This is a genomic window from Ruegeria sp. CDSA236, assembly GCF_059611285.1.
Genome location: NZ_JBXWPG010000001.1, coordinates 55,360 through 76,861 on the forward strand (window position 1 = coordinate 55,360; position 21,502 = coordinate 76,861).

The following is a 21,502-nucleotide window of genomic DNA, read 5'->3' on the forward strand; positions in this document are numbered from 1 at the left end:
CGAAAACGATTAGATCATACTTTGAGGCAGGTCATAAATCCTGATGGAATTCTTCGATCAGATGCTGAACCACGGCCCTGCCTGCATCTGCACCTTTGGCCGTCGCTTCGGCGTGAACACGTCGTTGCCGCGTGGCAGATGTGCCGTTTTGTGCGATTTGCTGTAGCCGGGCAAGTTCAGTCATGGTGCCCAGTGCTTCGGCATCTTCGGCCAGCATACCCATCAGTTCACCCATAAGTTCCGGCATGGGCTTGATGGATCGATCCCCGAAATCAATCATGCCTTCGCCGACTCCGTAACGCTGCGCACGCCACCGGTTTTCACCAATCAGGAACCTGTCATATTGCCGCCAACGCAAATTGCGGTCTTTCAGACGGCACAACATTCGAACCAGCGCCTGCACCATGGCGGCCAGCGACAATGTGTGCTCCAACCTCGGCTGCACGTCCATGATGCGTGTTTCGAGCGTTGGAAAGCGATGAGACGGTCGCAAATCCCACCAGATTTTCGAGGTATCCTCGATCACGCCAAGTTCGACCAGAATGCCTGTCGTACGTTCATATTCCGACCAACTTGCCAGGACCGGTGGTAATCCGGTGCGGGGCAGGTTGTCGAATACGGTCAGGCGATAGGAAGACAGGCCGGTATCCTCTCCGTTCCAATAGGGCGAGGATGTGGAGAGCGCCAAGAGATGCGGCAGAAAGTACGAAAGCTGCGGCATCAGGTCGGCCCGCAATGACGGTTCTTCAACACCGACATGAACATGCATCCCGCAGATCAGCATCCGTCGCGCGACACCGCCCAGGGCATGCTGCAAGGCGTCATAGCGCTCTCGGCGCGTGTGGTGCTGTTTCTTCCAGTCCGCAAAGGGGTGGCAGGACACAGCAATCGGGGCCAGATTGTATTCGGCGGACCGATCCGCCACACCCGCCCTCAGGCGTTTCAAATCTTCTCGGGCCGTGCGGATGGTTGCATGGGGGCGGGTGCCAACCTCGATCTGGCACTGCAGAAACTCGGGGCTGACCTGGCCCTGAAAATCGGCCTGGCAGGCTTCCATCAGTGCAGCGGGTGCTTGGGCAAGTTCAAGGCTGTCGCGGTCGACCAGAAGATACTCTTCCTCAATGCCCAGCGTGTATTCCTGCTGCATGGCGGCCCTCTTTCTAGCTTTATGCGAAACAGTGAATACGGAAATACGCTTTTTGCCAAGTGTTTACCGGCAGAGTCCTTGCGGTCATCGGGCTAGCAACGGTAAGGAACGGGTCAAAGTTCAGAAGAACCCCGGAGCCATTGTGTGAAACCCAGGAAATTCCCCCGGCTGAATGCCGTTCTCGACCGATTTGGTGTCAGGCTGATTGACAAAGTCACGGAACGGGACGAGCGCGCCCGGCTGGAGGCGTTCGAAAGGGCAGGCGGGCTGACCCGTCCGGCTTATTCGTTGTCACCGGGAATGGCCGATTTCGACATATCGCAGCTGGTAGCCGAATATGGTGAACATGCCGCCGCTTTGGCTGCATTGAAAGATCCGTCCCGCAATCAAACCGGGTATAGGATCGGCAACGGGTATTATGACAGCCCAGATGCGGATGCGTTGTATCTTATGGTCCGTCGTTTCAAACCCAAGCGGGTGATTGAGGTTGGCTGCGGTAATTCAACGCGCGTGACACGGCAGGCTGTATTGGATGGCGGGCTGCAGACGCAAATCACCGCGATTGATCCCTATCCGCGCGCGGACATCGCGCATGTAGTCGATCAATTCGAACAGAAACGGTTGGAAGAGGTCGATCCAGCCCTCTTCGAACAGCTTGAAGCGGGTGACATCCTGTTCATCGATTCCAGCCATGTTGTCCGGATGAGCAATGATGTCGCGCATCTGTTCTGTCGCATCATACCGGCCTTAAAACCGGGCGTTGTGATCCATGTGCACGATGTTTTTCTACCCTACGAATACCCCAAGCGGTTCTTCTATGACTGCCCGGGATGGGGCGAGCAATATATGTTGCATGCATTGTTGCAATCTAGTGCATATTCAATGCTTTGGCCTGGATACTTCTTGCAACAGGATCGCCAAGATGCGGCCGAAGCGCTACCGTTTTTGAAAGATGGGCGCGCTCAAAGTATTTGGGTTCAGGTCAAATAAATCTGACACCAAATTGATCCGGTGCAGCGAAACGCCCGTACCCCTTTCCATAACAACCTGGATAGGAGATCTCAAATATGTTTCGCCGTACTTTCCTGAGCGCCGCCGCCGCAATCGCACTTACCTTGCCGGTTCAAGCGAAGGCCGCCGATATCGTGGATACCGCCGTATCTGCCGGATCATTCACCACTCTGGTCGCGGCGGTTCAAGCGGCGGGTCTGGTCGATACGCTGAAAGGGGACGGTCCCTTCACCGTTTTTGCCCCCACGGATGAGGCCTTTGCCGCACTGCCCGAAGGGACGGTGGAAACGCTGCTACTGCCCGAGAACAAAGACCAACTGGTCGCAATCCTGACCTATCACGTGGTTCCTGCAAAGGTCATGTCAGGTGACATCACTGGCAAGCGCGCCAAAGTGCTGACCGTGCAGGGTGATCGCCTGAGTGTGAATGGCAAGAACGGCGTAAAAGTGAATGGCGCCAAGGTTGTGCAGGCCGATATCGAGGCCAGCAATGGCGTGATCCACGTCGTCGATGCGGTGATCCTGCCGGAATAATTGGCAACTACCGTGATCAAGCAAAAACCCCGGCCGTTATGGCCGGGGGGTTCTGTCAGACCAATCTGACCTTGGTGCCAACCTGAACCAGCGGGTACAATTCTTCAACATGCTGATTATAAAGGCCAATACATCCAGAAGAACTTTGGCGACCAATCTTGCGTGTATCGTGCGTGCCGTGCACCAGATATGCTGGCCAGCCCAGATACATCGCCCGCGTACCCAGCGGATTTCCGGACTCGCCACCTTCTATTCGGATGGGCAGGTTCGGGTCGCGCTCGCGCATTGAGGCGGTCGGGGTCCAGCTTGGGTTTTCGCGCTTGCGTACTACTTCGGTATAACCACGCCTTGTGAGTTCTTCGCTCATAGGGACTGAGCTGGGGTACAGTTTGTACGTCCCGTCAGCCCCCCAATAGTGTACAGCGCGGCTTGTGATATCTGCCAGCAGGCAGCCGACACCTAACTCATCGAAGTGATCCTGCCAATTCTGGTGCGAGAATGAAGAGACATTCCGCCGCACAGCTAGCTGTGTGCTGATCGCCTCTTCGTCAAGCGGGAAAGCATCGGCGCTGCTTTGTGCGCGCACCAGTGCAGGTGTCATCAACAGAGACGCTGCACCTAACAATGCAGAGCGACGGGTCATGCGGGGATCTGACAAATTGGCCTCCGGTTCAGGAACTGCTCGCGCGAAACTGCGTGTAACTTATGTTTTGCTGATCAGATTTCCTAGGGAGTGTTGAGTGAATTTATTGTGAAGCGAACATCACAAGCGAAACTTGGCCGTGTATTGAAAAAAGCCCGGCCAGTGGTGGCCGGGCTGTGTGGATCCGCCGCTTTCGTTTGAATCAGTCCATGGCTTTGAAGTTGAACTCGCCGCCTTCTTTGATGCCTGACGGCCAACGCGCGGTGACCGTTTTTGTGCGTGTATAGAATTTGAAGCTATCCGCACCATGCTGGTTCAGGTCACCGAACATGGATTTCTTCCAGCCGCCAAAGGTGTGATAGGCCAACGGAACCGGGATCGGAACGTTGATACCGACCATGCCAATATTGATCCGGCTGGCAAAGTCACGCGCGGTATCTCCATCGCGGGTGAAAATCGCCGTGCCATTGCCGTATTCGTGATCCATAGCCAAGCCAATCGCTTCTTCGTACGATCCTGCGCGGACGGTCGACAAAACCGGACCAAAGATCTCTTGCTTATAGATGTCCATGTCGGGCGTCACGTGGTCAAACAGGTGAGGGCCGACGAAGAAGCCGTCCTCATAGCCCTGCAGGCTAAAGTCGCGATTATCGACAACCAGTTTGGCACCTTGTTCAACGCCCGAGCTGATCAGTCCCAAAATGCGCTCTTTGGCAGCACCGGTCACGACCGGTCCCATGTCAACATCATCGCCGGCAGTGTAGGGGCCGACCTTCAGTTTCTCGATACGCGGAATAAGCTTTTCGATCAGCGCGTCGGCGGTATCCTCTCCGACCGGGACCGCAACCGATACGGCCATGCAGCGTTCGCCAGCCGCGCCGAAACCGGCGCCAACCAGGGCATCTGCTGCCTGGTCAAGATCGGCGTCGGGCATGACGATCATGTGGTTCTTGGCACCGCCGAAACACTGCGCGCGTTTGCCGTTGGCCGTGGCGCGCGAATAGATGTACTGCGCGATTGGGGTCGAGCCCACAAAGGAAACGCCCTGAATGATCTCGCTGTCCAACAGCGTGTCCACGGCCTCTTTGTCGCCATTGACCACCTGGAACACACCTTTGGGCAAACCTGCCTCAACGAAAAGTTCCGCCAGCATCAAAGGTACTGAAGGATCGCGCTCGGACGGTTTCAGAACAACAGCGTTGCCACAGGCCAGGGCAGGGCCCACATGCCACAGAGGCATCATGGCCGGGAAGTTGAACGGCATGATCGAGGCCACAACCCCTAAAGGCTGGCGCATAGAATACATGTCGATGCCTGGGCCCGCACTGTCGGTGAATTCGCCTTTCAACATCTGCGGAGCACCGATGCAGTATTCGATCACTTCCAGACCGCGCTGCAGATCGCCTTTCGCGTCAGGGATCGTCTTGCCGTGCTCGCGGCTGAGCGCTTCGGCCAGCTTGTCCATGTCGCGGTTCATCAGGTGAACCATCGCCATCATCACGCGCCCGCGTTTTTGCGGGTTCGTTGCACCCCAGGCCGGTTGTGCGGCTGCGGCGCTAGCAATGGCTGCTGTGGTCTCGGCAGCACTTGCCATCGGGCATTTGTACTGTACCTCGCCGGTAGCGGGGTTGAACACGTCATCATATCGGCCGGACGTGCCGGCGACATTCTCACCGTTGATGAAATGGGACAGTTCGTTCATTGCGAATTCCTCCGAAGGTCTGCGCGCAGAATAGGCTTGCATAAATGGCTTGAACAGAGGCAATGTCCCAAAGGTGTTTTGCAAAATTGCAAAGGTGAAGCGTGACACCTAATTGGGATGATATGAGGGTCTTTCTGGCCGTAGCCCGCGAAGAAAGCCTTTCGGCGGCGGGACGATTACTTCGGATTGACCCGGCTACGGTCGGACGCCGTGTAGCGCGGTTGGAAGCGTCTCTGGATGCGCCGCTGTTCACCAAATCGCAGCAGGGATATGTGCTGACCTCAGCTGGTGAGCGTTTGATGGACCACGGTCTGAAAGCCGAAGAGGCGATGCGCGCTGCAGCAGGCGCCATGGCAGAACCATCTGAGAGGCTGAGCGGGCAAATCCGGATCGGCGCACCGGACGGTTGTGCGAATTACTTGTTGCCGCAGGTGTGTGGCAAGATTTGTGACACCAATCCCAATCTGGACATACAAATTCTGGCCTTGCCGCGCGTCATCAACCTTTCCCGCCGTGAAGCCGATATGGCCGTGACCGTCAGCGCACCGACCGCTGGAAAACTGCTTGTACAGAAAATTACCGATTACAAACTTCATCTTGTCGCAACGCAGGAATACCTTGCCGATCACCCTGCGGTTTATTCCATCAGCACGTTAGGGGGGCATCGTATGATCGGATACATACCTGATATGATATTCGACCGCGAACTGGACTATCTGGTCGATCTGGGTGTTGACCGTGTCGCGCTGGCCTCGAATTCGGTCTCTGTCCAACTGCGGCAGGTTTCGCAGGGATCAGGGATCTGCATTGCGCATGATTTCACACTGCCATTTCACCCGAAGTTGAAGAAAATATTGGTTGATCAAGTGAGTTTGACACGCAGTTTTCATCTGGTCCGACATCAAGGTGACCAACGAAACGAGCGGCTGAATCGGTTCGCGCAGGCCCTGTCCCAAGGGATTCGCGATGAAGTTGAGCGGCTTGAGGCTGAAGCTTCACCTTGACAGGCTATTTCATTCCGGCAACGCTTTGGAAAACACGAAGTTATTTCGGAGGTTACGTCAATGCTTGTTCAGGCCATTCTGAAATCCAAAGCCACCGGAGGCGTGGTGACAGTTGCTCCTTCGCGCACAATTTCAGAGGTTGCAGGAATCCTTGCAGAAAAGCGCATCGGAACGGTGGTTGTATCAGAAGATGGCGGTAAGACCGCATCAGGCATCTTATCAGAACGTGACATTGTTCGCGAACTGGCCGCAAGCGGCAGCGGATGCCTATCAAAACCCGTAAGCGCGTATATGACCCGCGAGCTGGTGACAGCGACGCAACAGGATACTGTCCAGGATATAATGTCGCGGATGACCGAAGGGCGCTTTCGCCATATGCCGGTTGTTGAGGACGGTAACCTCGTTGGCATTGTCACCCTAGGCGACGTTGTCAAAGCACAACTTTCCGAACTGGCAATGGAAAAAGACGCATTGGAAGGCATGATCATGGGCCATTAAGCCCATAGAAACGCGACGCAACTACTTGCACCCATAGCCAAGTTATGTTTGCTTGCGCAGAAATTTCGTTGCGCAGGAGGCGGCAATGAGGGTTGGATTGTATCCCGGAACATTTGATCCGATCACCCTGGGTCATATTGATATCATCCGTCGCGCGGCCGCTCTGGTTGACAAGCTCGTGATTGGGGTGGCGATCAATCGGGAAAAGGGGCCGTTATTTTCGTTGGAAGAACGGGTCGAGATGATCGAAGCCGAATGTTCCTTTCTTTCCGAACAGACCGGAACTGAAATTGTTGCCCATCCTTTTGAAAACCTGCTTATCAACTGTGCCCGCGACGTAGGTGCTCAGGTCATTGTCAGAGGCCTGCGTGCTGTTGCGGATTTCGAGTATGAGTTCCAGATGGTCGGTATGAACCGCGCATTGGACGACTCGATCGAGACGGTGTTCCTTATGGCTGAGGCCCGCCATCAGGCGATTGCCTCGAAACTGGTGAAAGAGATCGCGCGATTGAACGGGGACGTGTCGAATTTCGTCACGCCCCGCGTAAATGACGCGCTGCGTGCGCGCTTAGGATAGCGCGCCCATCGCGGCCGCCGTGTCCAGCATCCGGTTCGAAAAGCCCCATTCATTGTCGTACCAGGCCAGCACCCGGACCAACGTGCCGTCTGTCACCTTGGTTTCAGCCAAAGAGACGGTCGAACTGTGTGCGTCGTGATTGAAGTCGATCGACACTAGTGGGCGGTTTTCCGCAGCCAGGACACCAGGAATATTGGCCGCGGCATCAATGAACAACTGGTTGACCTCTTCTTCGGTTGTTGGGCGCGACACTTCGGTCACCAGATCCACAACCGAGACGTTCGGAGTGGGAACACGGATTGCCTGTCCAGTCAATTTACCTGCCAACTGGGGCAATACGAGACCTACGGCTGAGGCTGCCCCCGTAGTGGTGGGAATCATCGACAACGCAGCCGCGCGTGACAGATACGGGTCTTTTCCGGCGGTATCGTGAACTGGTTGGCTGGCTGTATAGGCATGAACGGTTGTCATGTTTCCGTGGACAATGCCCAAACCCTCGTCCAGCGCCGCAGCAACGGGCGACAAACAGTTGGTCGTGCAGGATGCGTTCGAAACGATCGTATCCTCGACGGTCAGCTCATGGTCATTTACCCCGAAGACGATGGTTTTGACCGCACCATCCCCGCGGGCAGGAGCAGAAATCAAAACTTTTTTGGCGCCGTTGTCAAAATGGCGCGCCGCGGCTTCGCGCGTGCGGAACACGCCTGTGCATTCGAGAACAACGTCAATATCGGACCAATCGAGTTTCTCAGGCTCACGTTCGCTGGTTAGGCGGATCGGGCCTGCACCGACATCCAAACCGGCGTCGGTCAGGGAAACGGGCTTTGTATAACGTCCATGCACACTGTCGAATTCAAAGAGATGCGCGTTAATTTCGGGCTTGGCCAAATCGTTTATGGCCACGATCTGAACGTCGGTCCGCCCAGATTCCATCAAGGCCCGCAAAACACCGCGCCCGATCCGTCCAAATCCATTGATTGCCAACTTGAGTGTCATGGTCTGCTCCGTCTGGGTGTCTGTTATTGCAAAGTTAGCGCTAACAAAGCTAGATCAAGGAAAAAGTCAAGAAAAACCTCTGTCAGCGCCAGAAGGCGAGCCAGTCCAGGAAGGTGTAAAGTTTCTTTCCCAGGAAGATCAGGTTCTCAGAGTCGAACATTGCGTAATCGACTAGCAGACAGCCAAGTATTAGAAGGCCAAGCCAGATAGCAATTTGATTGGTCATGTTGGCCCCGAATGAAAACACCCGCCCAGATAAACTGAGCGGGTGTAAAGGTACAACATTTCTACGGCGTTTTAGTTAAGCCGTCCCATGGCAACGGCGACGTCTGCCATACGGACCGAGAAGGCCCATTCGTTGTCATACCAAGCCAGAACACGAACCATGCGGTTGTTAACAACCCGTGTCTGGTCTGGTGCGAAAATCGAGCTTTCTTCGGTATGATTGAAATCGGTCGAGACCAGCGGCGCGGGCTCATAGCCCACGACGCGCTGCATTGATCCCCGTGATGCTTCACGAACGATGGCATTAACATCTTCAACAGTGACGTCACGCGCCGCATGGAAAGTCAGGTCGACAGCAGAAACGTTTGGTGTTGGTACACGGATAGCCGAGCCGTCCAAACGACCCTTCAGGTTCGGCAGAACTTCGCCCAGAGCTTTGGCTGCACCTGTTGAAGTTGGGATCATGGACATTGCCGCAGCGCGCGCGCGATACAGGTCACTATGACGGCGATCCAGTGTCGGCTGGTCGCCGGTATAGGCATGGATCGTAGTCATGATACCGTGTTCGATCCCGATACCTTCGTCCAGCACCTTGGCAAGCGGAGCAAGGCAGTTCGTAGTGCAAGAGCCATTCGAAACCATTCTATCTTCAGTAACCAGGCTGTTGTGGTTCACGCCATAGACAATGGTTTTATCAACATTCTTACCTGGCGCAGACAAAAGAACCTTCTGAGCACCGCGTTCCAGATGCGTTTTGGCTTTCAGGCCATCGTTGAATTTTCCGGTGCATTCCAAAACGACGTCACAACCTTCCCAGTCAAGCTCGTTCATATCGTAAGTCGAGAACACCTCCATTGGGCCGCGGCCCAAATCCATGGTGTTGCCTTCGATCGAAACATCGCGGGGAAAGCGGCCGTGGATGCTGTCGTATTTCAGCAGGTGGGCGGTAGTTTCCAATGGGCCGGTCGCGTTGACCTTGATCACTTCGATGTCGTTGCGGGCCGATGCCGCAATATGCGACAGGGTGCAGCGGCCGATACGGCCAAATCCATTGATGCCGACCTTGATGGTCATCTGACGTCTCCAAAAATGCGCTTGCTCTGCGGGGCATATAGCGGCACAGACGCTTTCTCAAAAGGGCAAAAGTGACATATTCTTAGTGTGTTAGCGCAAACCTTCGCCGGTTGCGCTAACGCTTGCGCTAGCCGTCGGATCGGGTAGGGTCCCCTGGCGACAGGTGAGATGAGAGGAAACACGCATGAGTGGTTTGTTGGCACTGTTGGATGATGTTGCTGGCATAGCAAAGGTTGCTGCGGCGTCAGTGGACGATGTGGTCGCTGCCGCCGGCAAGGCCGGGGCCAAGACTGCGGGCGTGATCATCGACGATGCAGCAGTTACTCCGAAATATGTGCAGGGCTTTGCCCCGGCGCGGGAATTGCCGATCATCTGGCGCATTGCGCGCGGCTCGATTTTCAACAAGATTATCCTGCTGTTGCCAGTCGCTTTGTTGCTGGCCAATTTTGCACCCTGGTTGATAACGCCCTTGTTGATGCTTGGCGGGTCCTATTTGTGCTTCGAAGGGGCAGAAAAGATATTTCACCTGCTTTTCCCTCATGGCAGCCACGTTATAGACGAAGATATGAAGGTCAAAGACCCGGGCCATCTGGAAGAGCAGAAGGTCAAGGGTGCGATCAAAACCGATTTCATCCTGTCCGCCGAGATCATGACAATCGCCCTTGCCGCCATCGAAGCACCGAATATCTGGATGCAGGCGGCAACGCTGGCCGTTGTTGGACTAGGTGTGACTCTGGCCGTTTATGGCTCGGTCGCCTTGATCGTGAAGATGGACGATGTGGGCCTTTTCCTGGCGCAGAACGCACCAACGCCGATCGGGCGAGGATTGGGGCGTGGATTGGTCAAGGCGATGCCGGTTGTCATGAAAGTGCTGTCGATTGTCGGCACAGCTGCGATGCTGTGGGTTGGCGGCTCGATCATCATTCACGGGCTTGAGGTTCTGGGTTTTGGCTGGTTGGGGCATCAGATCCATGACATGGCCTATGCAGCCGGGCATGCGGTTTCGGCGCAATGGGAAGGTGCCGTGGAGTGGATTTCCAAAGCCACGATGGATGGCATATTCGGACTGGCCTGGGGGTTCGTGCTTATCCCGATTGCAACAAAAGTGGTCGCGCCGATTTTGTCTCGGAAATCTGAAACGCATTAATCAGAAAACGAAAAGGGCGGCGCATGGCCGCCCTTCGCTTGATGTTTGAAATTGGGAATTACAGCTCCAGCAATTCCTTGACCTTTGCAACTGTGGCCTCTGCAGTGATGCCGAAATGTTTATACAGTTCATCAGCGGGCGCAGACGCGCCAAAGCCCGACATGCCGATGAAGCCCGCCTTGGCGTCACGGCCGCGTTCCCCCAGCAGCCAGCGGTCCCAGCCTCCGGCGCGGACGGCGGCCTCGATGCCGACACGGACGGCTCCACCGGGCAGAACCCGCTTGCGATACGCTTCATCCTGCTCGGCGAACAGTTCCATGCATGGCATCGACACGACGCGCGTGCCAATGCCCTCGGCCTCGAGCATCGCCTTGGCTTCCATTGCCAGCGACACTTCCGAACCGGTTGCGATCAGGATTGCCTGACGCTTGCCTTCGGCTTCGGCAAGAACATAGCCGCCTTGTGCAGTCAGGTTTTTGGTTTTGTGATCCTTGCGTACGGTCGGCACGCCTTGGCGGGTCAGAGACAAGACCGAAGGGCTGTCCTTGAAGGTCAGCGCCAGTTCCCAGGATTCCGCTGTTTCAACGGCATCCGCCGGGCGGAAAACATAGGTATTCGGTGTCGCGCGTGAGATCGCCAGATGCTCGACCGGCTGGTGGGTCGGGCCGTCTTCGCCCAGACCGATCGAGTCATGGGTCATCACAAAGACCGTGGGTATCTTCATCAGCGCTGCAAGCCGCATCGAGGGCCGCGCATAGTCGGTGAACGCCATGAAGGTACCGCCATAGGGGCGGATGCCGCCATGCAGCGCCATACCGTTCATCGCGGCGGCCATGCCGTGTTCGCGGATACCATAATGGATGTACCGACCCTTGCGGTTTTCCGGCAGGAATACGCCCATATCGGCCGATTTCGTGTTGTTCGAACCGGTCAGGTCAGCAGAGCCGCCAATAGTTTCCGGCATGATCGGATTGACCGCGTTCAGAACTTTCTCGGACGAGGCACGGGTGGCCAACTTGGGCTGATCTTCCGACATCTGCTTTTTGAACGAGCGGATGGCACCGGCCAGCTTTTTGGGTGCCTCGAACGCATAAGAGCGGTTGAACTCGGCCTGTTTGCGTTCAGAGATCTGCGCGAAACGCTCCTCCCACGCAGAACGCTCGGCTGCGCCGCGCGAACCGATTGCTTCCCAGGCTGATTTGACATTTGCCGGGACTTCGAAGGCGCCATGGGGGGCGGCATAGGCCTCTTTGGCCGCTTTCAGCTGTTTCTGATCGGTCAGGGCGCCGTGGCCTTTTGAGGTATCCTGCGCCGCGTGACCCAAAGCGATATGGCTTTCGCAGGCGATCATGGTCGGCTTGTTGGACGATTTCGCCTTGGTGATGGCCTCGTCGATGGCCTGCGGATCGTGGCCGTCAATCTCGATGACCTGCCAGCCAGAGGCGGCAAAGCGTTTCACCTGATCGGTCCGGTCAGCGATGTCGACCGTGCCGTCGATGGTGATGTTGTTGTTGTCCCAGAACACGATCAGCTTACCCAGCTCGTGACGGCCGGCCAGCGTGATGGCCTCTTGGCTAACGCCTTCCATAAGGCAGCCGTCGCCCGCGATGACATAGGTATAGTGATCTACGATCTTCTTGCCGTAATGAGCGCGCTGAATTTCCTCGGCCATGGCAAAACCAACGGCGTTCGAGATCCCCTGACCCAGCGGGCCGGTTGTGGTTTCGATCCCGTTGACAAGGAAGTTCTCGGGGTGACCTGCAGTTTTTGCGCCCAGCTGACGGAAATTCTTGATCTGTTCCAGCGTAACGTCAGCGTTCCCAGTGAGATACAACAGCGAATAGATCAGCATCGAGCCGTGACCGGCGGACAGGATGAACCGGTCGCGGTCGGGCCAGTTTGGAGCCGAGGCGTCGAATTTAAGGTGCTTTTCGAACAGTACAGTCGCGACATCGGCCATGCCCATTGGCATACCGGAATGGCCGGAATTGGCGGCGGCGACGGCGTCGAGGGTCAATGTGCGGATGGCCGCAGCTTTGTCCCAGTGTTCGGGGTTGGCATTGCGCAGCGCAGTCAGGTCCACGGGTGTTGTTCCTTTGGATTACAGGCAGATGGCCGCTCAATACCATTCAGCCCTCAAAGTGCAAGTAGAACTGGGTGCTGCAGGGTTTTGCTGGATCAAGAATGTGACACAAGTCGTTGAAAGCAAACAGTGGGTATTTTCGATGCCATTGGGTTAGACTAGGCCAAGACGCGTACAAGGTTGATTCGGATAACCTCGCGAAACAAGGAACCTTGATAAAAAGGTGGCAGGGGCATGAGCCAGATCGAAGAACTACAACGCCGTATTGTGGCCGCGATGGATCGGATTGGATCCGGCATTGCGACAATGGCGGAAGTTGGCGCAGGCAGCGGTGGAGAAGATAACACTCTGCGTGTAGCTCTGGATGATGAGAGGGTTGCGAATGCTCAACTTGAAGAGCGTCTCAGATCATTAAAAGAAAGACACGATTCCGAAGTCGATGCCATGCGCCTAGAAATCGAAGGCTTGCGTAATACCCCGTCCGATAATCAGGAAAGTGCAGCGCTGCGCGAGCAACTCGACGATGCCAGGGCACAGCTTGCCTCGGTCGAAGCCGCACGGGCCGAGTTGGCAAGCGCAAAGGCTGCATTGGAAGATCAGGATGTTGTCGAAGAACTGAAAGCCGAAAATGCCCGTCTTCGTTCGGAATTGGCGGATAGTGAACGCGTGGCGGAACTCAGCGCCGAGTTAGAAATGCTGCGCGCCGAACGCAGTAGCCATGGCTCGGCGATGTCGCGTCTGGATGATGATCTGCAGCGCATGCGCAAAGCCAACGAACAACTACGAATGTCGGTCGAAGAGCTGCGCACAGCTGCAGAAGACGGAATGACCGATGCGGATCTGTTGAACCGTGCCACAGCTGCCGAGCTTGAGGCAACGCGCGCAGCGCAAGCCACTGATGCGGCCGAAGCACATGCCGTGCTGGCCCGGTTGGAACCGTTGCTGTCTCAGGCGAAACTGGCCGAAGGAGAGGTGGAATAATGCCTGAATTGACCATTCAAATCGGGGGGCGCGGCTTTGAGGTTTCGTGCCAAGAAGGCGAAGAGGTTTTCCTGCAAGCTGCTGCAAAATTGCTGGATGATGAAGCGCAGGTATTGTCGGATCAGATCGGTCGGATGCCTGAATCCCGGATGCTTTTGATGGCTGGATTGATGTTGGCAGACAAAGCCGCCGCCACAGGTGACAAAATCAACTCGCTGGAAAATAAGCTGGCGGAGGCCGAAGCCGAGCTTCGGAACCTGCGTAGCATGCCACAGCCCGAGCCGGAAAGAATTGAAGTTGCCGTGGTTCCACCTTCGGTCACTGACACCTTGGCAGAGTTGGCTGCTCGGGCCGAGGCAATGGCGGCATTCATAGAAGAAAAGTCAACGAAATGATAAATATGCGTACTATTGCTATTGCAACTTTCATGTCTGTGTCAGCGCAGGTTTCCTGGGCTGGGATCGATATTCTGCCCGTCACATTTACTTGTGATAACGGCGTGCCTCTTGAGGTTGCCTATTTCAATGCCGAGGATGGATCCAGCGCGGCAGCCATGATGGTCGACAATAAGCTGGTGACTTTGCACCAAGCTCAGAGCGGCTCTGGTATCCGCTATGAATCCGACGGAACAACTGGCACTTACATCCTGCGCTCCAAAGGCTGGGACGCCACGGTGAGCTTTCTGGCGACAGGTGCAGATGCCGCCAGCGAGCAGGTCTTATTGGGAAATTGCGTCAGCCGCTGATCAGGCGTTTGCTTCCCTGATTTTATCAGCGGCTTCCTTGTTGTAGCCGACACCGTTTTCGTCAAACAGCGTGTCCAATTCGCCCGACAGGGTCATCTCGGTGATGATGTCGCATCCGCCTACGAACTCGCCTTTGACATAGAGTTGCGGAACAGTCGGCCAGTCAGAATAGTCCTTGATCCCCTGACGCAAGCCTTCGTCGGCCAGTACATTCACGTCAGCAAATTCTACGCCCATGTAGTTCAGCACGCCTGCCACGCGCGAGGAGAATCCGCATTGCGGCATTTCCTTGGTGCCTTTCATATATAGCACCACATCATTGGCTTTGACGGTCTCGTCGATCTGGGTTTTCACGTCGGTCATGTTACTTTTCCTTGTCATCCGCATCCGGGGCGGTCGTTTCATCCTGTGATGGGGCGGCGACCCATCCTTCCTTTTCCAGCCGTCGGTGTTCGGCCTGCGCCAGGGCCAGCGGATTCAGCCCGTATCTCTCGATGCCGTCAACCTTGCTGATTTTGTCCGGGTTTGGACGCATGTCGACCAGTTTACGCTTTCTGTTTCGCTTCACATAGGCCTCGATCAGCGCGGCGGCAACTATCAAAGCTGCGATTGCTGATATCCAAGCCAGCCATGTACTCATTTTTTTGGAGCCATGGCTTTAGCATATTCTTGAGGGTCTCTGGTGATACGGGAAACTGTTACATGACCGCCGCCGCCGCCCAACACGGTTCCGTGGTCAATCAGTTGCTCGCCTTGACCGGGTTCTGTGCCCCGAATTTTGTCAGCACGCTCATTCTTTATCGTAGATCTGAAAATGATGACGCTACCGACGAGGGCGATCAATTCACAAATCCCGTAAATCCAGAAAGTCGTGCTCACTCAGGCACTTTCGTCGTCAGAGCCAGCGCGTGCAAGTCGCCATCCGGGCCGTCCATCTTGCCTTTGAGGGCTGCATAGACTGCTCGCTGTTGTTGCACCCGGTTTTTGCCACGAAAGCTCTCATCCACGACCATGGCCGACATATGTACGCCGTCGCTGCCGCCGACCTGAATGTCCGCATCGGGAAACGCGTCGCGCAGCAGGTTCTCAATCTCGTGGGCGCTCATCGGCATGTAGGTTTCTCCTGAAAGTCTTTCCCAAGATGTAGTGCGCCGGGGCGGGGCGCGCAAGGGTCAGATAGACGCCCCGAAATGACAAAAACCTGCACTTGTCAAAGTGCAGGTTTTCAGAAGCGCAGGTGCCAAAATCAGGCGACGGCTTCGGCGAAGCTGTTGCGGAAAGTGGCAGTCAGTTCATCAAGCAAGGCCTCAGAAGAGCCGATGCGGACGCTGTCGCCCGTGAACCGCCCGACCGATACCAGTGGAACGCCAGCCTGACCTGCAGCAATCATCAGGGCTTCGGCCTGGTCAAAGTTGCAGGCGACCAGATAACGGGCCTGATCCTCGCCAAACAGGAATTCGGTCGAGGCGTCGTCAAGCGTTATGCCGACACCGGTTGCCTCGGCCAGTTCGAAGGCTGCCAATGCCAGACCACCGTCGCCAAGATCGGTACAGGCTTTGATCATCTCTCGGTTTGCGCGGATGAACTCTCCGTTGCGCTTTTCGGCGTCCAGATCGACATGCGGTGCGTCGCCATCTTCGCGGTTGAACACTTCGGCCAGAAGGGCGGATTGGCCCAGATGCCCCTGCGTATCGCCGATGACCAGAGCCACGTGGCCGTCGCGGACCTCATTACCTATGATCTCGTCCGTGTGCGCCAGAAGGCCGACCGCTCCAATTGTCGGGGTCGGCAGGATCGCCTGACCGTCGGTTTCGTTGTAAAGTGACACGTTGCCGGACACGATGGGCATATCCAACGCTGCGACGGCCTTACCAATGCCTTGGATGGCACCGACGAACTGGCCCATGATCTCGGGCTTTTCCGGGTTGCCAAAATTCAGGTTGTCAGTGGTCGCCAGCGGCAATGCCCCGACGGCGGTCAGGTTGCGATAAGCTTCGGCAACAGCTTGCTTGCCGCCTTCTACAGGGTTGGCTCGCACATAGCGCGGGGTAACGTCACTGGTGAAAGCAAGAACTTTGTCGGTGCCGTGTACACGAACCATGCCGGCGCCCAGACCAGGCGTACGCACGGAATCAGCCATAACCATGGTGTCATACTGCTCGTAAACCCATTGCTTGCCCGCATAGTTTGGCGAAGCGAGCAGGGCGCGCAGACCGTCGATCGGGTCGATCTGAGGCACGTCGGCCAGGTCTTCTGCCTGCGGAGTAGCCTCCCACGGGCGGTCATATTCGGGCGCAGTGGACGAGAGCTTGGACAGAACCAGATCAGCTTTGACCTCACCATTATGCATGATCAGAAAGCGATCTTCGGCGAGGGTTTCACCGACGATGGCGAAATCCAGGTCCCATTTATCGAAAACGGCGCGAGCTTCGGCCTCAAGCTCGGGTTTGAGAACCATCAACATGCGTTCTTGGGATTCCGACAGCATCATCTCATAGGCTGTCATGTTCTCTTCGCGCTGGGGGACGTTTTCCAGATCAAGCCGCACGCCCAGACCGCCTTTGTCGCCCATTTCCACGGCCGAGCAGGTCAGACCCGCCGCGCCCATATCCTGGATCGAGATCACCGCGCCGGTCTGCATCAGCTCCAGCGTCGCTTCCATCAGGCGTTTTTCGGTGAACGGGTCGCCAACCTGAACGGTGGGGCGCTTTTCCTCGATCGTGTCGTCAAATTCGGCGCTGGCCATGGTGGCTCCGCCCACGCCGTCGCGTCCGGTTTTCGCACCGAGATAGACCACGGGCATGCCGACGCCAGAGGCCGCCGAGTAAAAGATCTTATCACTGTCAGCCAGACCAGCGGCAAAGGCATTCACAAGGCAGTTGCCGTTATAGGCCGGGTGAAAGCGGACTTCGCCGCCAACGCAAGGCACGCCGAAACAGTTGCCATAGCCGCCGATACCTTCGACCACGCCATTGACCAGCTGACGGGTCTTGTGGTGGCCGGGTTCACCAAAAGACAGCGCGTTCATCGAGGCGATTGGGCGCGCACCCATGGTGAAAACATCGCGCAGGATACCTCCAACACCTGTGGCTGCACCTTGATAGGGTTCGATGTAAGACGGATGGTTGTGGCTTTCCATCTTGAAGACCACGGCCTGACCATCGCCGATATCGACCACACCTGCATTTTCACCCGGTCCGCAGATCACCTGGGGTCCAGAGGTGGGCAGGGTGCGCAGCCATTTCTTGGAGGATTTGTAGGAACAATGCTCGTTCCACATGGCCGAGAAAATGCCCAACTCGGTAAAGGTTGGCTCGCGCCCGATAATCTCCAGGATCATCTCGTATTCTTCGGGTTTCAACCCGTGCGCGGCAATCAGATCCGGTGTGATGGCGGGCTCTTGCATCGTTTGTCCTGTATCCATGGTGGCCGAGATTGCGGGCCTTGTAGGGCAAGGGCGCGTCTGTGGGAAGGGCCAAGTCAGCGCAGGGTCGAATAACGTAACCGGCATATGCCAATTTCGAGCTTTTCTGCGCTTTGTGTACCCAGAAAAAGAAACGGAACCGCGCCAGTGGCCGGTTCCGTCTATAGTATTTCCTGCCAGGCGGCCCAAAAGCCGCTTGGCGTCTGTATCTGGTCTTTAAGCTGGGGTTTCTCCCTTGTTGATCGAGTCCGCCGCAGCGGCCCCAACAGCAGCTTTTTGCTGTTCGGTAAGGTTCTCGGCCTCTTCCAGACCAGGAATTGCTACGCGAACTTCGCGGCGGGCAAAGTCGATGCCATTGGCATTGAACTCGGCCTTCACCCGGTTGAAGATTTCCTTGCGCAGCGTGAACTGCTTGCCCGGCTTGGCCATGAACTTACCGCGGATGATCATGCCAACATCATCAAAGTCGAACACACCTTGCGATTTGAAGGGTTGCAAGAAGCCTTCTTTGTGGGTTTCGTCCGCCATCATCTCGGCGCCGATCTTCTTGAAGATCTTTTTCACCTTGTTGGGATCAGTGTCAAACGGCACGGTGAACTTTAGCTTCATGATCACCCAGTCACGGCTGAAATTGGTCAGCTTTTGAATCTCGCCATAGGGGATCGTGTGAACGGGCCCACGGTGATGGCGGAGCTGCATCGAACGGATCGAGATTTTCTCGACGGTGCCCATGGTGCCGCCGACATCGACATATTCACCTACGCGAAACGCATCGTCGATAAGGAAGAAGACACCACCGACGATATCAGCCACCAGCTTCTGAGCGCCGAAACCGATCGCAAGACCAAGGACACCGGCACCTGCCAGAAGTGGGGTGATGTTGATGCCCAGCGCGCCCAATGCGAGCAGGCCGAAGATGACCGCAATCGTGACTTGCGCCGTGATCCGCAGCAGGGGAAGAACCGTCGCCAGACGTGAGCCGCCTGCGCCGCCACCCTCGCCACCGGCCTCTTCATCCAGCTCTTCTGCCGTTGTCTGTTCTTTGGCAAGACGACGGTTGATCCATAGTGAGACGACCTCGTTCAAGATGTATCCGACAGCGATGATCATCAGGAATTCGATAACCGTACCGCCAACGTCGGTTCCGATCCCGGCAGAGGCGACATGTCGAAGATCAAGCTGCCAGACCCGCGCGATCATAAAGACCACAAACAGGCCCGCCAGCACGCGACCGATCCGGATATAGCTGCGCTTGGCTGATTTATAGGCGCGTTCGGCCAATGGTCCGTCGCCCAACATTGGGGGTTGAAGATGGCGCACGAGGCCACGGATCAGCGTATCAAGCGCTGGAGCGATCAGCAGCCAGAACATCGTCGTGAAATGTGGCCCTTTGCCAAGCAGGGCAAGTGTTCTGGGATCACGCTGTGCGATCAGGAATTCGACCAGGAACCATATCACCACCGAAACGCCGATAGCGAAGTAGGGATAGTAATGAGCGACCTTTTCATCGAATTTGGTGTGATCCGGGTCCGTGCCCAACATCATCTGAGACAACCCTTCGCGCGCGGTCCAGGCGATGATCCCAATGTATATATGGATGCCAGCGTTCAGCCAGAAACCGATACGCGTATCGGCCGGGGTGATACCGTTAAGCAAGTTGAACCGTACGATAAAGAGCGTGAGGCCGATCAATAGAAGAAGGCCAATCAGGTTGCGATGCAGATATTTGGCCCAATGATCGTCTATGTTAACCAACCGGTAATGTGGCTTTTTGGGCGCCAGCACAAAGCGTGAGGCGGCTGCGCCCAGACGCGGAATCCAAATCAGGTAGAAAACGAATGGGGCGGCATAGGTAAGCTGTTCCGTCGTCAGCAAGCCCCGTCCAATCGCCCGGATAACAACATAGAACACAACAAGTCCTGCGATTTCCCGGCAGAAACGGCGGAACAAGTAACGTACCGCGCTCCAAAGATCGGCATCAGAATTCCCATCGGGCTCTTCGTGCCATTTGCGGGTGAGAAACCCAAACAATTTTTCAGCAGCGTATCCGGCCACCAGAACTGCTAGAATCAGCCCAAACAGGCCAAACACCCCGGTAGATCCGAATTTCGCTGAGAAATTGCTGAACGCCTCAACCTGGGCGCTGACGATATTTGGCAATGTGGTCAAAACCTGCGTCCAAGAGGTAACCATCTCGGCCCAGATTTCACTGATTTCGGTAAGCGGATCTTCATGGTTTTCGTTTGCTGCCGCCTGCTTTTCTGCAACCGCGTCGAGTCGTTCCAGCAAAATGGCGCGAACCTGATCGTCGGACATACGTGCCACCAAGCCATCAACCTGATCGGGCGTCAGGTCCTCTGGAATTGTGACCGTAGACGACGCGGTCCCACTGTCTTGTGCGTGTACTGGTACCGCAAGAAGAATGGCGGAAATCAACGCCAGTAATAGGCGGAGTGGATGGTGCATGAATTTTCCCTCGAACACGAATTTTTGATCTTTTACGGGATCATAGGCGCGGAGGTGGAAATTTCCCAGCAGTTTTCGGCTGTTCGGTGTCACCGATTAAGCCAGGACCAAAAAAAAGGCCGAGCACTAAGCTCGGCCGTAGTCCAACAGGGAGGTATGAAGATGATGAGCGTTACAGCATCACCGCCTTCGAGTGCTCATTTAGGCATCAGCTTGATAACGATCAAGGCGTTTCAGTGTGATAGTCCGTCATGTCCGCTATGACGTTGACGCATAGCTATAGTTTCCCCATTTTCTTCAGGTGTTTACGCTGCGCGATGATCTCGTCCTGCACAAAATCGCGGAAGGCTGCTACGCGTTTGGAATGGCGTAACTCTTCGGGGTAGGCGAGATAAACAGGAACGTCAGCCGTTTCGATGTCTGAAAGTACCGGCAGCAGATGCGGGAAATCATGCGTGACATAATCGGGCAGCAAGCCAATTCCCAGATTGTGCAGTACGCCCTGCAAGACACCGAAATAGTTGTTCACTGTCAGCAACGACGCCGGGTTATAGGTCATCAGATGCCGTACCATTGCCGCACTGGCCCCTACTTGGGGGGCTGAGGGGGTCTGACAGATAAGTCGATGGCTCGAGATTTCTTCGAGGGAGGCAGGTTGACCGCTTTCCTTAAGATATTCCGGGGTAGCATAAAGCAGCATCTGTACTGTCATCAGGCGCTTGCGCACCAGATCAGCCTGGCTAGGCTCTTTCATACGGATGGCGACATCGGCCTCGCGCATTGGCAGGTCAAGAACGCGTTCCTCAAGCATGAGGTCGATATTTAGGTCCGGGTATTGTTCATACAGCTTTGGCAACCTCGGAGCGAGCCATAGAGTCCCAAAGCCAAATGTGGTTGTGACCCGCAGCACACCAAAGACTTCTTCTTCGCTGTCTCGTATGCGCGCTGCTGCCGCGTCCAGTCGCTTGGACATAGCCGAGGTGGCGTCGAACAGCAGCTCACCCTGTTCGGTCAGAATCAGACCGCGGGCGTGACGATGGAACAACGTCGAATCAAGTGACTCTTCCAATGCCCGAATTTGTCTGCTGACTGCCGATTGAGATAGGTTCAGCTTATCGCCTGCATGTGTCAGGCTGCCCGCATCTGCAACCGCGTGAAATATCCTAAGCTTGTCCCAATCCATCGCCGCAACTTTCGTTATCCTGCCGAACGCCTATATGAAATAGGTGACAACTTCCACATTCAA

23 protein-coding genes are annotated in these 21,502 nt (G+C 55.9%); 9 read left to right on the forward strand and 14 right to left on the reverse strand.

Going from position 1 to position 21,502, the window contains the following annotated elements:
• Window positions 1–31: 31 nt before the first annotated feature.
• Window positions 32–1,147 (reverse strand): carboxylate-amine ligase, encoded by a 1,116-nt coding sequence (locus AC2FLB_RS00290; protein ID WP_142634035.1) that lies wholly within the window; start codon window positions 1,145–1,147, stop codon window positions 32–34.
• Window positions 1,148–1,291: 144 nt separating this feature from the next.
• Between AC2FLB_RS00290 and AC2FLB_RS00295 the strand changes: the two genes are divergently transcribed.
• Both AC2FLB_RS00295 and AC2FLB_RS00300 read left to right on the forward strand, forming a co-directional pair.
• Window positions 1,292–2,137 carry a class I SAM-dependent methyltransferase gene (locus AC2FLB_RS00295; protein WP_496691301.1) on the forward strand — a complete coding sequence of 282 codons (846 nt, stop codon included), beginning with the start codon at window positions 1,292–1,294 and terminating at the stop codon, window positions 2,135–2,137.
• A gap of 77 nt (window positions 2,138–2,214) precedes the next feature.
• Window positions 2,215–2,691 carry a fasciclin domain-containing protein gene (locus tag AC2FLB_RS00300; protein WP_496691300.1) on the forward strand — a complete coding sequence of 159 codons (477 nt, stop codon included), beginning with the start codon at window positions 2,215–2,217 and terminating at the stop codon, window positions 2,689–2,691.
• Window positions 2,692–2,746: 55 nt separating this feature from the next.
• Here the strand turns inward: AC2FLB_RS00300 and AC2FLB_RS00305 are convergent, their stop codons facing one another.
• Window positions 2,747–3,334 carry a L,D-transpeptidase gene (locus AC2FLB_RS00305; RefSeq protein ID WP_185956612.1) on the reverse strand — a complete coding sequence of 196 codons (588 nt, stop codon included), beginning with the start codon at window positions 3,332–3,334 and terminating at the stop codon, window positions 2,747–2,749.
• Between the two features lie 202 nt (window positions 3,335–3,536).
• Window positions 3,537–5,036, reverse strand: coding sequence for a CoA-acylating methylmalonate-semialdehyde dehydrogenase (locus AC2FLB_RS00310; protein ID WP_281972157.1), 1,500 nt, complete (start codon window positions 5,034–5,036; stop codon window positions 3,537–3,539).
• Window positions 5,037–5,137: 101 nt separating this feature from the next.
• Between AC2FLB_RS00310 and AC2FLB_RS00315 the strand changes: the two genes are divergently transcribed.
• The 3 genes from AC2FLB_RS00315 to coaD all read left to right on the forward strand — a co-directional run bounded on the left by AC2FLB_RS00315 (window position 5,138) and on the right by coaD (window position 7,115).
• The gene (locus AC2FLB_RS00315; RefSeq protein WP_496708410.1) at window positions 5,138–6,040 is read left to right on the forward strand and encodes a LysR family transcriptional regulator; all 903 of its coding nucleotides are present in this window, start codon (window positions 5,138–5,140) and stop codon (window positions 6,038–6,040) included.
• Window positions 6,041–6,100: 60 nt separating this feature from the next.
• A complete protein-coding gene (locus AC2FLB_RS00320) occupies window positions 6,101–6,538 on the forward strand; it encodes a CBS domain-containing protein (protein WP_496708411.1) in 438 nt (145 codons plus the stop codon).
• A gap of 85 nt (window positions 6,539–6,623) precedes the next feature.
• Window positions 6,624–7,115: a pantetheine-phosphate adenylyltransferase gene (coaD, locus tag AC2FLB_RS00325; RefSeq protein ID WP_142634021.1), complete on the forward strand. Its 492-nt coding sequence runs from the start codon at window positions 6,624–6,626 to the stop codon at window positions 7,113–7,115.
• On the opposite strand, the gene gap (AC2FLB_RS00330) is transcribed toward coaD, so the two are convergent.
• The 3 genes from gap (AC2FLB_RS00330) to gap (AC2FLB_RS00340) form a co-directional block, all read right to left on the reverse strand.
• A complete protein-coding gene (gene gap / locus AC2FLB_RS00330) occupies window positions 7,107–8,111 on the reverse strand; it encodes a type I glyceraldehyde-3-phosphate dehydrogenase (protein ID WP_496704677.1) in 1,005 nt (334 codons plus the stop codon). The genes coaD and gap (AC2FLB_RS00330) overlap by 9 nt on opposite strands.
• A gap of 82 nt (window positions 8,112–8,193) precedes the next feature.
• Window positions 8,194–8,337, reverse strand: a complete 144-nt coding sequence (locus AC2FLB_RS00335; protein WP_496679620.1) for a hypothetical protein — start codon at window positions 8,335–8,337, stop codon at window positions 8,194–8,196.
• A gap of 71 nt (window positions 8,338–8,408) precedes the next feature.
• Entirely contained in the window at window positions 8,409–9,410 is a 1,002-nt protein-coding gene (gene gap, locus AC2FLB_RS00340; RefSeq protein ID WP_142634017.1) for a type I glyceraldehyde-3-phosphate dehydrogenase, read from the reverse strand.
• Between the two features lie 184 nt (window positions 9,411–9,594).
• On the opposite strand from gap (AC2FLB_RS00340), the gene AC2FLB_RS00345 reads away from it, so the two are divergent.
• Window positions 9,595–10,557, forward strand: coding sequence for a DUF808 domain-containing protein (locus tag AC2FLB_RS00345; RefSeq protein WP_496691297.1), 963 nt, complete (start codon window positions 9,595–9,597; stop codon window positions 10,555–10,557).
• Between the two features lie 58 nt (window positions 10,558–10,615).
• On the opposite strand, the gene tkt is transcribed toward AC2FLB_RS00345, so the two are convergent.
• Window positions 10,616–12,640 carry a transketolase gene (gene tkt, locus AC2FLB_RS00350; RefSeq protein WP_496708412.1) on the reverse strand — a complete coding sequence of 675 codons (2,025 nt, stop codon included), beginning with the start codon at window positions 12,638–12,640 and terminating at the stop codon, window positions 10,616–10,618.
• Between the two features lie 234 nt (window positions 12,641–12,874).
• On the opposite strand from tkt, the gene AC2FLB_RS00355 reads away from it, so the two are divergent.
• Genes AC2FLB_RS00355 through AC2FLB_RS00365 form a run of 3 tightly spaced genes read left to right on the forward strand, consistent with a single transcriptional unit; the run spans window position 12,875 to window position 14,366 of the window.
• The gene (locus AC2FLB_RS00355; RefSeq protein ID WP_496691295.1) at window positions 12,875–13,621 is read left to right on the forward strand and encodes a hypothetical protein; all 747 of its coding nucleotides are present in this window, start codon (window positions 12,875–12,877) and stop codon (window positions 13,619–13,621) included.
• On the forward strand, window positions 13,621–14,016 hold the full coding sequence (locus tag AC2FLB_RS00360) for a cell division protein ZapA (protein WP_281994664.1): 396 nt from the start codon (window positions 13,621–13,623) through the stop codon (window positions 14,014–14,016). Before AC2FLB_RS00355 ends, AC2FLB_RS00360 begins: the two co-directional genes overlap by 1 nt.
• A 32-nt stretch (window positions 14,017–14,048) precedes the next feature.
• Window positions 14,049–14,366 (forward strand): MliC family protein, encoded by a 318-nt coding sequence (locus AC2FLB_RS00365; RefSeq protein ID WP_496700237.1) that lies wholly within the window; start codon window positions 14,049–14,051, stop codon window positions 14,364–14,366.
• Here AC2FLB_RS00365 and grxD read toward each other — a convergent pair whose 3' ends face one another.
• The 7 genes from grxD to AC2FLB_RS00400 all read right to left on the reverse strand — a co-directional run bounded on the left by grxD (window position 14,367) and on the right by AC2FLB_RS00400 (window position 21,439).
• On the reverse strand, window positions 14,367–14,729 hold the full coding sequence (gene grxD, locus AC2FLB_RS00370; protein WP_142634005.1) for a Grx4 family monothiol glutaredoxin: 363 nt from the start codon (window positions 14,727–14,729) through the stop codon (window positions 14,367–14,369).
• A 1-nt stretch (window position 14,730) separates the two neighbouring features.
• Window positions 14,731–15,006: a hypothetical protein gene (locus AC2FLB_RS00375; RefSeq protein WP_282021284.1), complete on the reverse strand. Its 276-nt coding sequence runs from the start codon at window positions 15,004–15,006 to the stop codon at window positions 14,731–14,733.
• The gene (locus AC2FLB_RS00380) at window positions 15,003–15,245 is read right to left on the reverse strand and encodes a hypothetical protein (RefSeq protein WP_496691293.1); all 243 of its coding nucleotides are present in this window, start codon (window positions 15,243–15,245) and stop codon (window positions 15,003–15,005) included. Before AC2FLB_RS00380 ends, AC2FLB_RS00375 begins: the two co-directional genes overlap by 4 nt.
• Window positions 15,242–15,478 (reverse strand): BolA/IbaG family iron-sulfur metabolism protein, encoded by a 237-nt coding sequence (locus AC2FLB_RS00385; RefSeq protein WP_142634001.1) that lies wholly within the window; start codon window positions 15,476–15,478, stop codon window positions 15,242–15,244. The genes AC2FLB_RS00380 and AC2FLB_RS00385 overlap by 4 nt, the downstream gene beginning before the upstream one ends.
• Before the next feature lie 134 nt (window positions 15,479–15,612).
• The gene (gene purL, locus AC2FLB_RS00390; RefSeq protein WP_496691347.1) at window positions 15,613–17,772 is read right to left on the reverse strand and encodes a phosphoribosylformylglycinamidine synthase subunit PurL; all 2,160 of its coding nucleotides are present in this window, start codon (window positions 17,770–17,772) and stop codon (window positions 15,613–15,615) included.
• A 234-nt stretch (window positions 17,773–18,006) separates the two neighbouring features.
• The gene (locus AC2FLB_RS00395) at window positions 18,007–20,256 is read right to left on the reverse strand and encodes a mechanosensitive ion channel family protein (protein ID WP_271946936.1); all 2,250 of its coding nucleotides are present in this window, start codon (window positions 20,254–20,256) and stop codon (window positions 18,007–18,009) included.
• A 277-nt stretch (window positions 20,257–20,533) separates the two neighbouring features.
• Window positions 20,534–21,439 (reverse strand): LysR family transcriptional regulator, encoded by a 906-nt coding sequence (locus tag AC2FLB_RS00400; RefSeq protein WP_142633997.1) that lies wholly within the window; start codon window positions 21,437–21,439, stop codon window positions 20,534–20,536.
• Window positions 21,440–21,502 lie beyond the last annotated feature (63 nt).

What these genes read in the sequence shown, in the direction of transcription:
- AC2FLB_RS00290 (WP_142634035.1), bottom strand. Translation starts at nt 1,147, where the DNA reads ATGCAGCAGGAATACACGCTGGGCATTGAGGAAGAGTATCTTCTGGTC.
- AC2FLB_RS00300 (WP_496691300.1), top strand. Translation starts at nt 2,215, where the DNA reads ATGTTTCGCCGTACTTTCCTGAGCGCCGCCGCCGCAATCGCACTTACC.
- AC2FLB_RS00305 (WP_185956612.1), bottom strand. Translation starts at nt 3,334, where the DNA reads ATGACCCGTCGCTCTGCATTGTTAGGTGCAGCGTCTCTGTTGATGACA.
- AC2FLB_RS00310 (WP_281972157.1), bottom strand. Translation starts at nt 5,036, where the DNA reads ATGAACGAACTGTCCCATTTCATCAACGGTGAGAATGTCGCCGGCACG.
- AC2FLB_RS00320 (WP_496708411.1), top strand. Translation starts at nt 6,101, where the DNA reads ATGCTTGTTCAGGCCATTCTGAAATCCAAAGCCACCGGAGGCGTGGTG.
- coaD (WP_142634021.1), top strand. Translation starts at nt 6,624, where the DNA reads ATGAGGGTTGGATTGTATCCCGGAACATTTGATCCGATCACCCTGGGT.
- gap (WP_496704677.1), bottom strand. Translation starts at nt 8,111, where the DNA reads ATGACACTCAAGTTGGCAATCAATGGATTTGGACGGATCGGGCGCGGT.
- AC2FLB_RS00335 (WP_496679620.1), bottom strand. Translation starts at nt 8,337, where the DNA reads ATGACCAATCAAATTGCTATCTGGCTTGGCCTTCTAATACTTGGCTGT.
- gap (WP_142634017.1), bottom strand. Translation starts at nt 9,410, where the DNA reads ATGACCATCAAGGTCGGCATCAATGGATTTGGCCGTATCGGCCGCTGC.
- AC2FLB_RS00345 (WP_496691297.1), top strand. Translation starts at nt 9,595, where the DNA reads ATGAGTGGTTTGTTGGCACTGTTGGATGATGTTGCTGGCATAGCAAAG.
- AC2FLB_RS00355 (WP_496691295.1), top strand. Translation starts at nt 12,875, where the DNA reads ATGAGCCAGATCGAAGAACTACAACGCCGTATTGTGGCCGCGATGGAT.
- AC2FLB_RS00360 (WP_281994664.1), top strand. Translation starts at nt 13,621, where the DNA reads ATGCCTGAATTGACCATTCAAATCGGGGGGCGCGGCTTTGAGGTTTCG.
- AC2FLB_RS00365 (WP_496700237.1), top strand. Translation starts at nt 14,049, where the DNA reads ATGTCTGTGTCAGCGCAGGTTTCCTGGGCTGGGATCGATATTCTGCCC.
- grxD (WP_142634005.1), bottom strand. Translation starts at nt 14,729, where the DNA reads ATGACCGACGTGAAAACCCAGATCGACGAGACCGTCAAAGCCAATGAT.
- AC2FLB_RS00375 (WP_282021284.1), bottom strand. Translation starts at nt 15,006, where the DNA reads ATGAGTACATGGCTGGCTTGGATATCAGCAATCGCAGCTTTGATAGTT.
- AC2FLB_RS00385 (WP_142634001.1), bottom strand. Translation starts at nt 15,478, where the DNA reads ATGCCGATGAGCGCCCACGAGATTGAGAACCTGCTGCGCGACGCGTTT.
- purL (WP_496691347.1), bottom strand. Translation starts at nt 17,772, where the DNA reads ATGCAAGAGCCCGCCATCACACCGGATCTGATTGCCGCGCACGGGTTG.
- AC2FLB_RS00395 (WP_271946936.1), bottom strand. Translation starts at nt 20,256, where the DNA reads ATGCACCATCCACTCCGCCTATTACTGGCGTTGATTTCCGCCATTCTT.
- AC2FLB_RS00400 (WP_142633997.1), bottom strand. Translation starts at nt 21,439, where the DNA reads ATGGATTGGGACAAGCTTAGGATATTTCACGCGGTTGCAGATGCGGGC.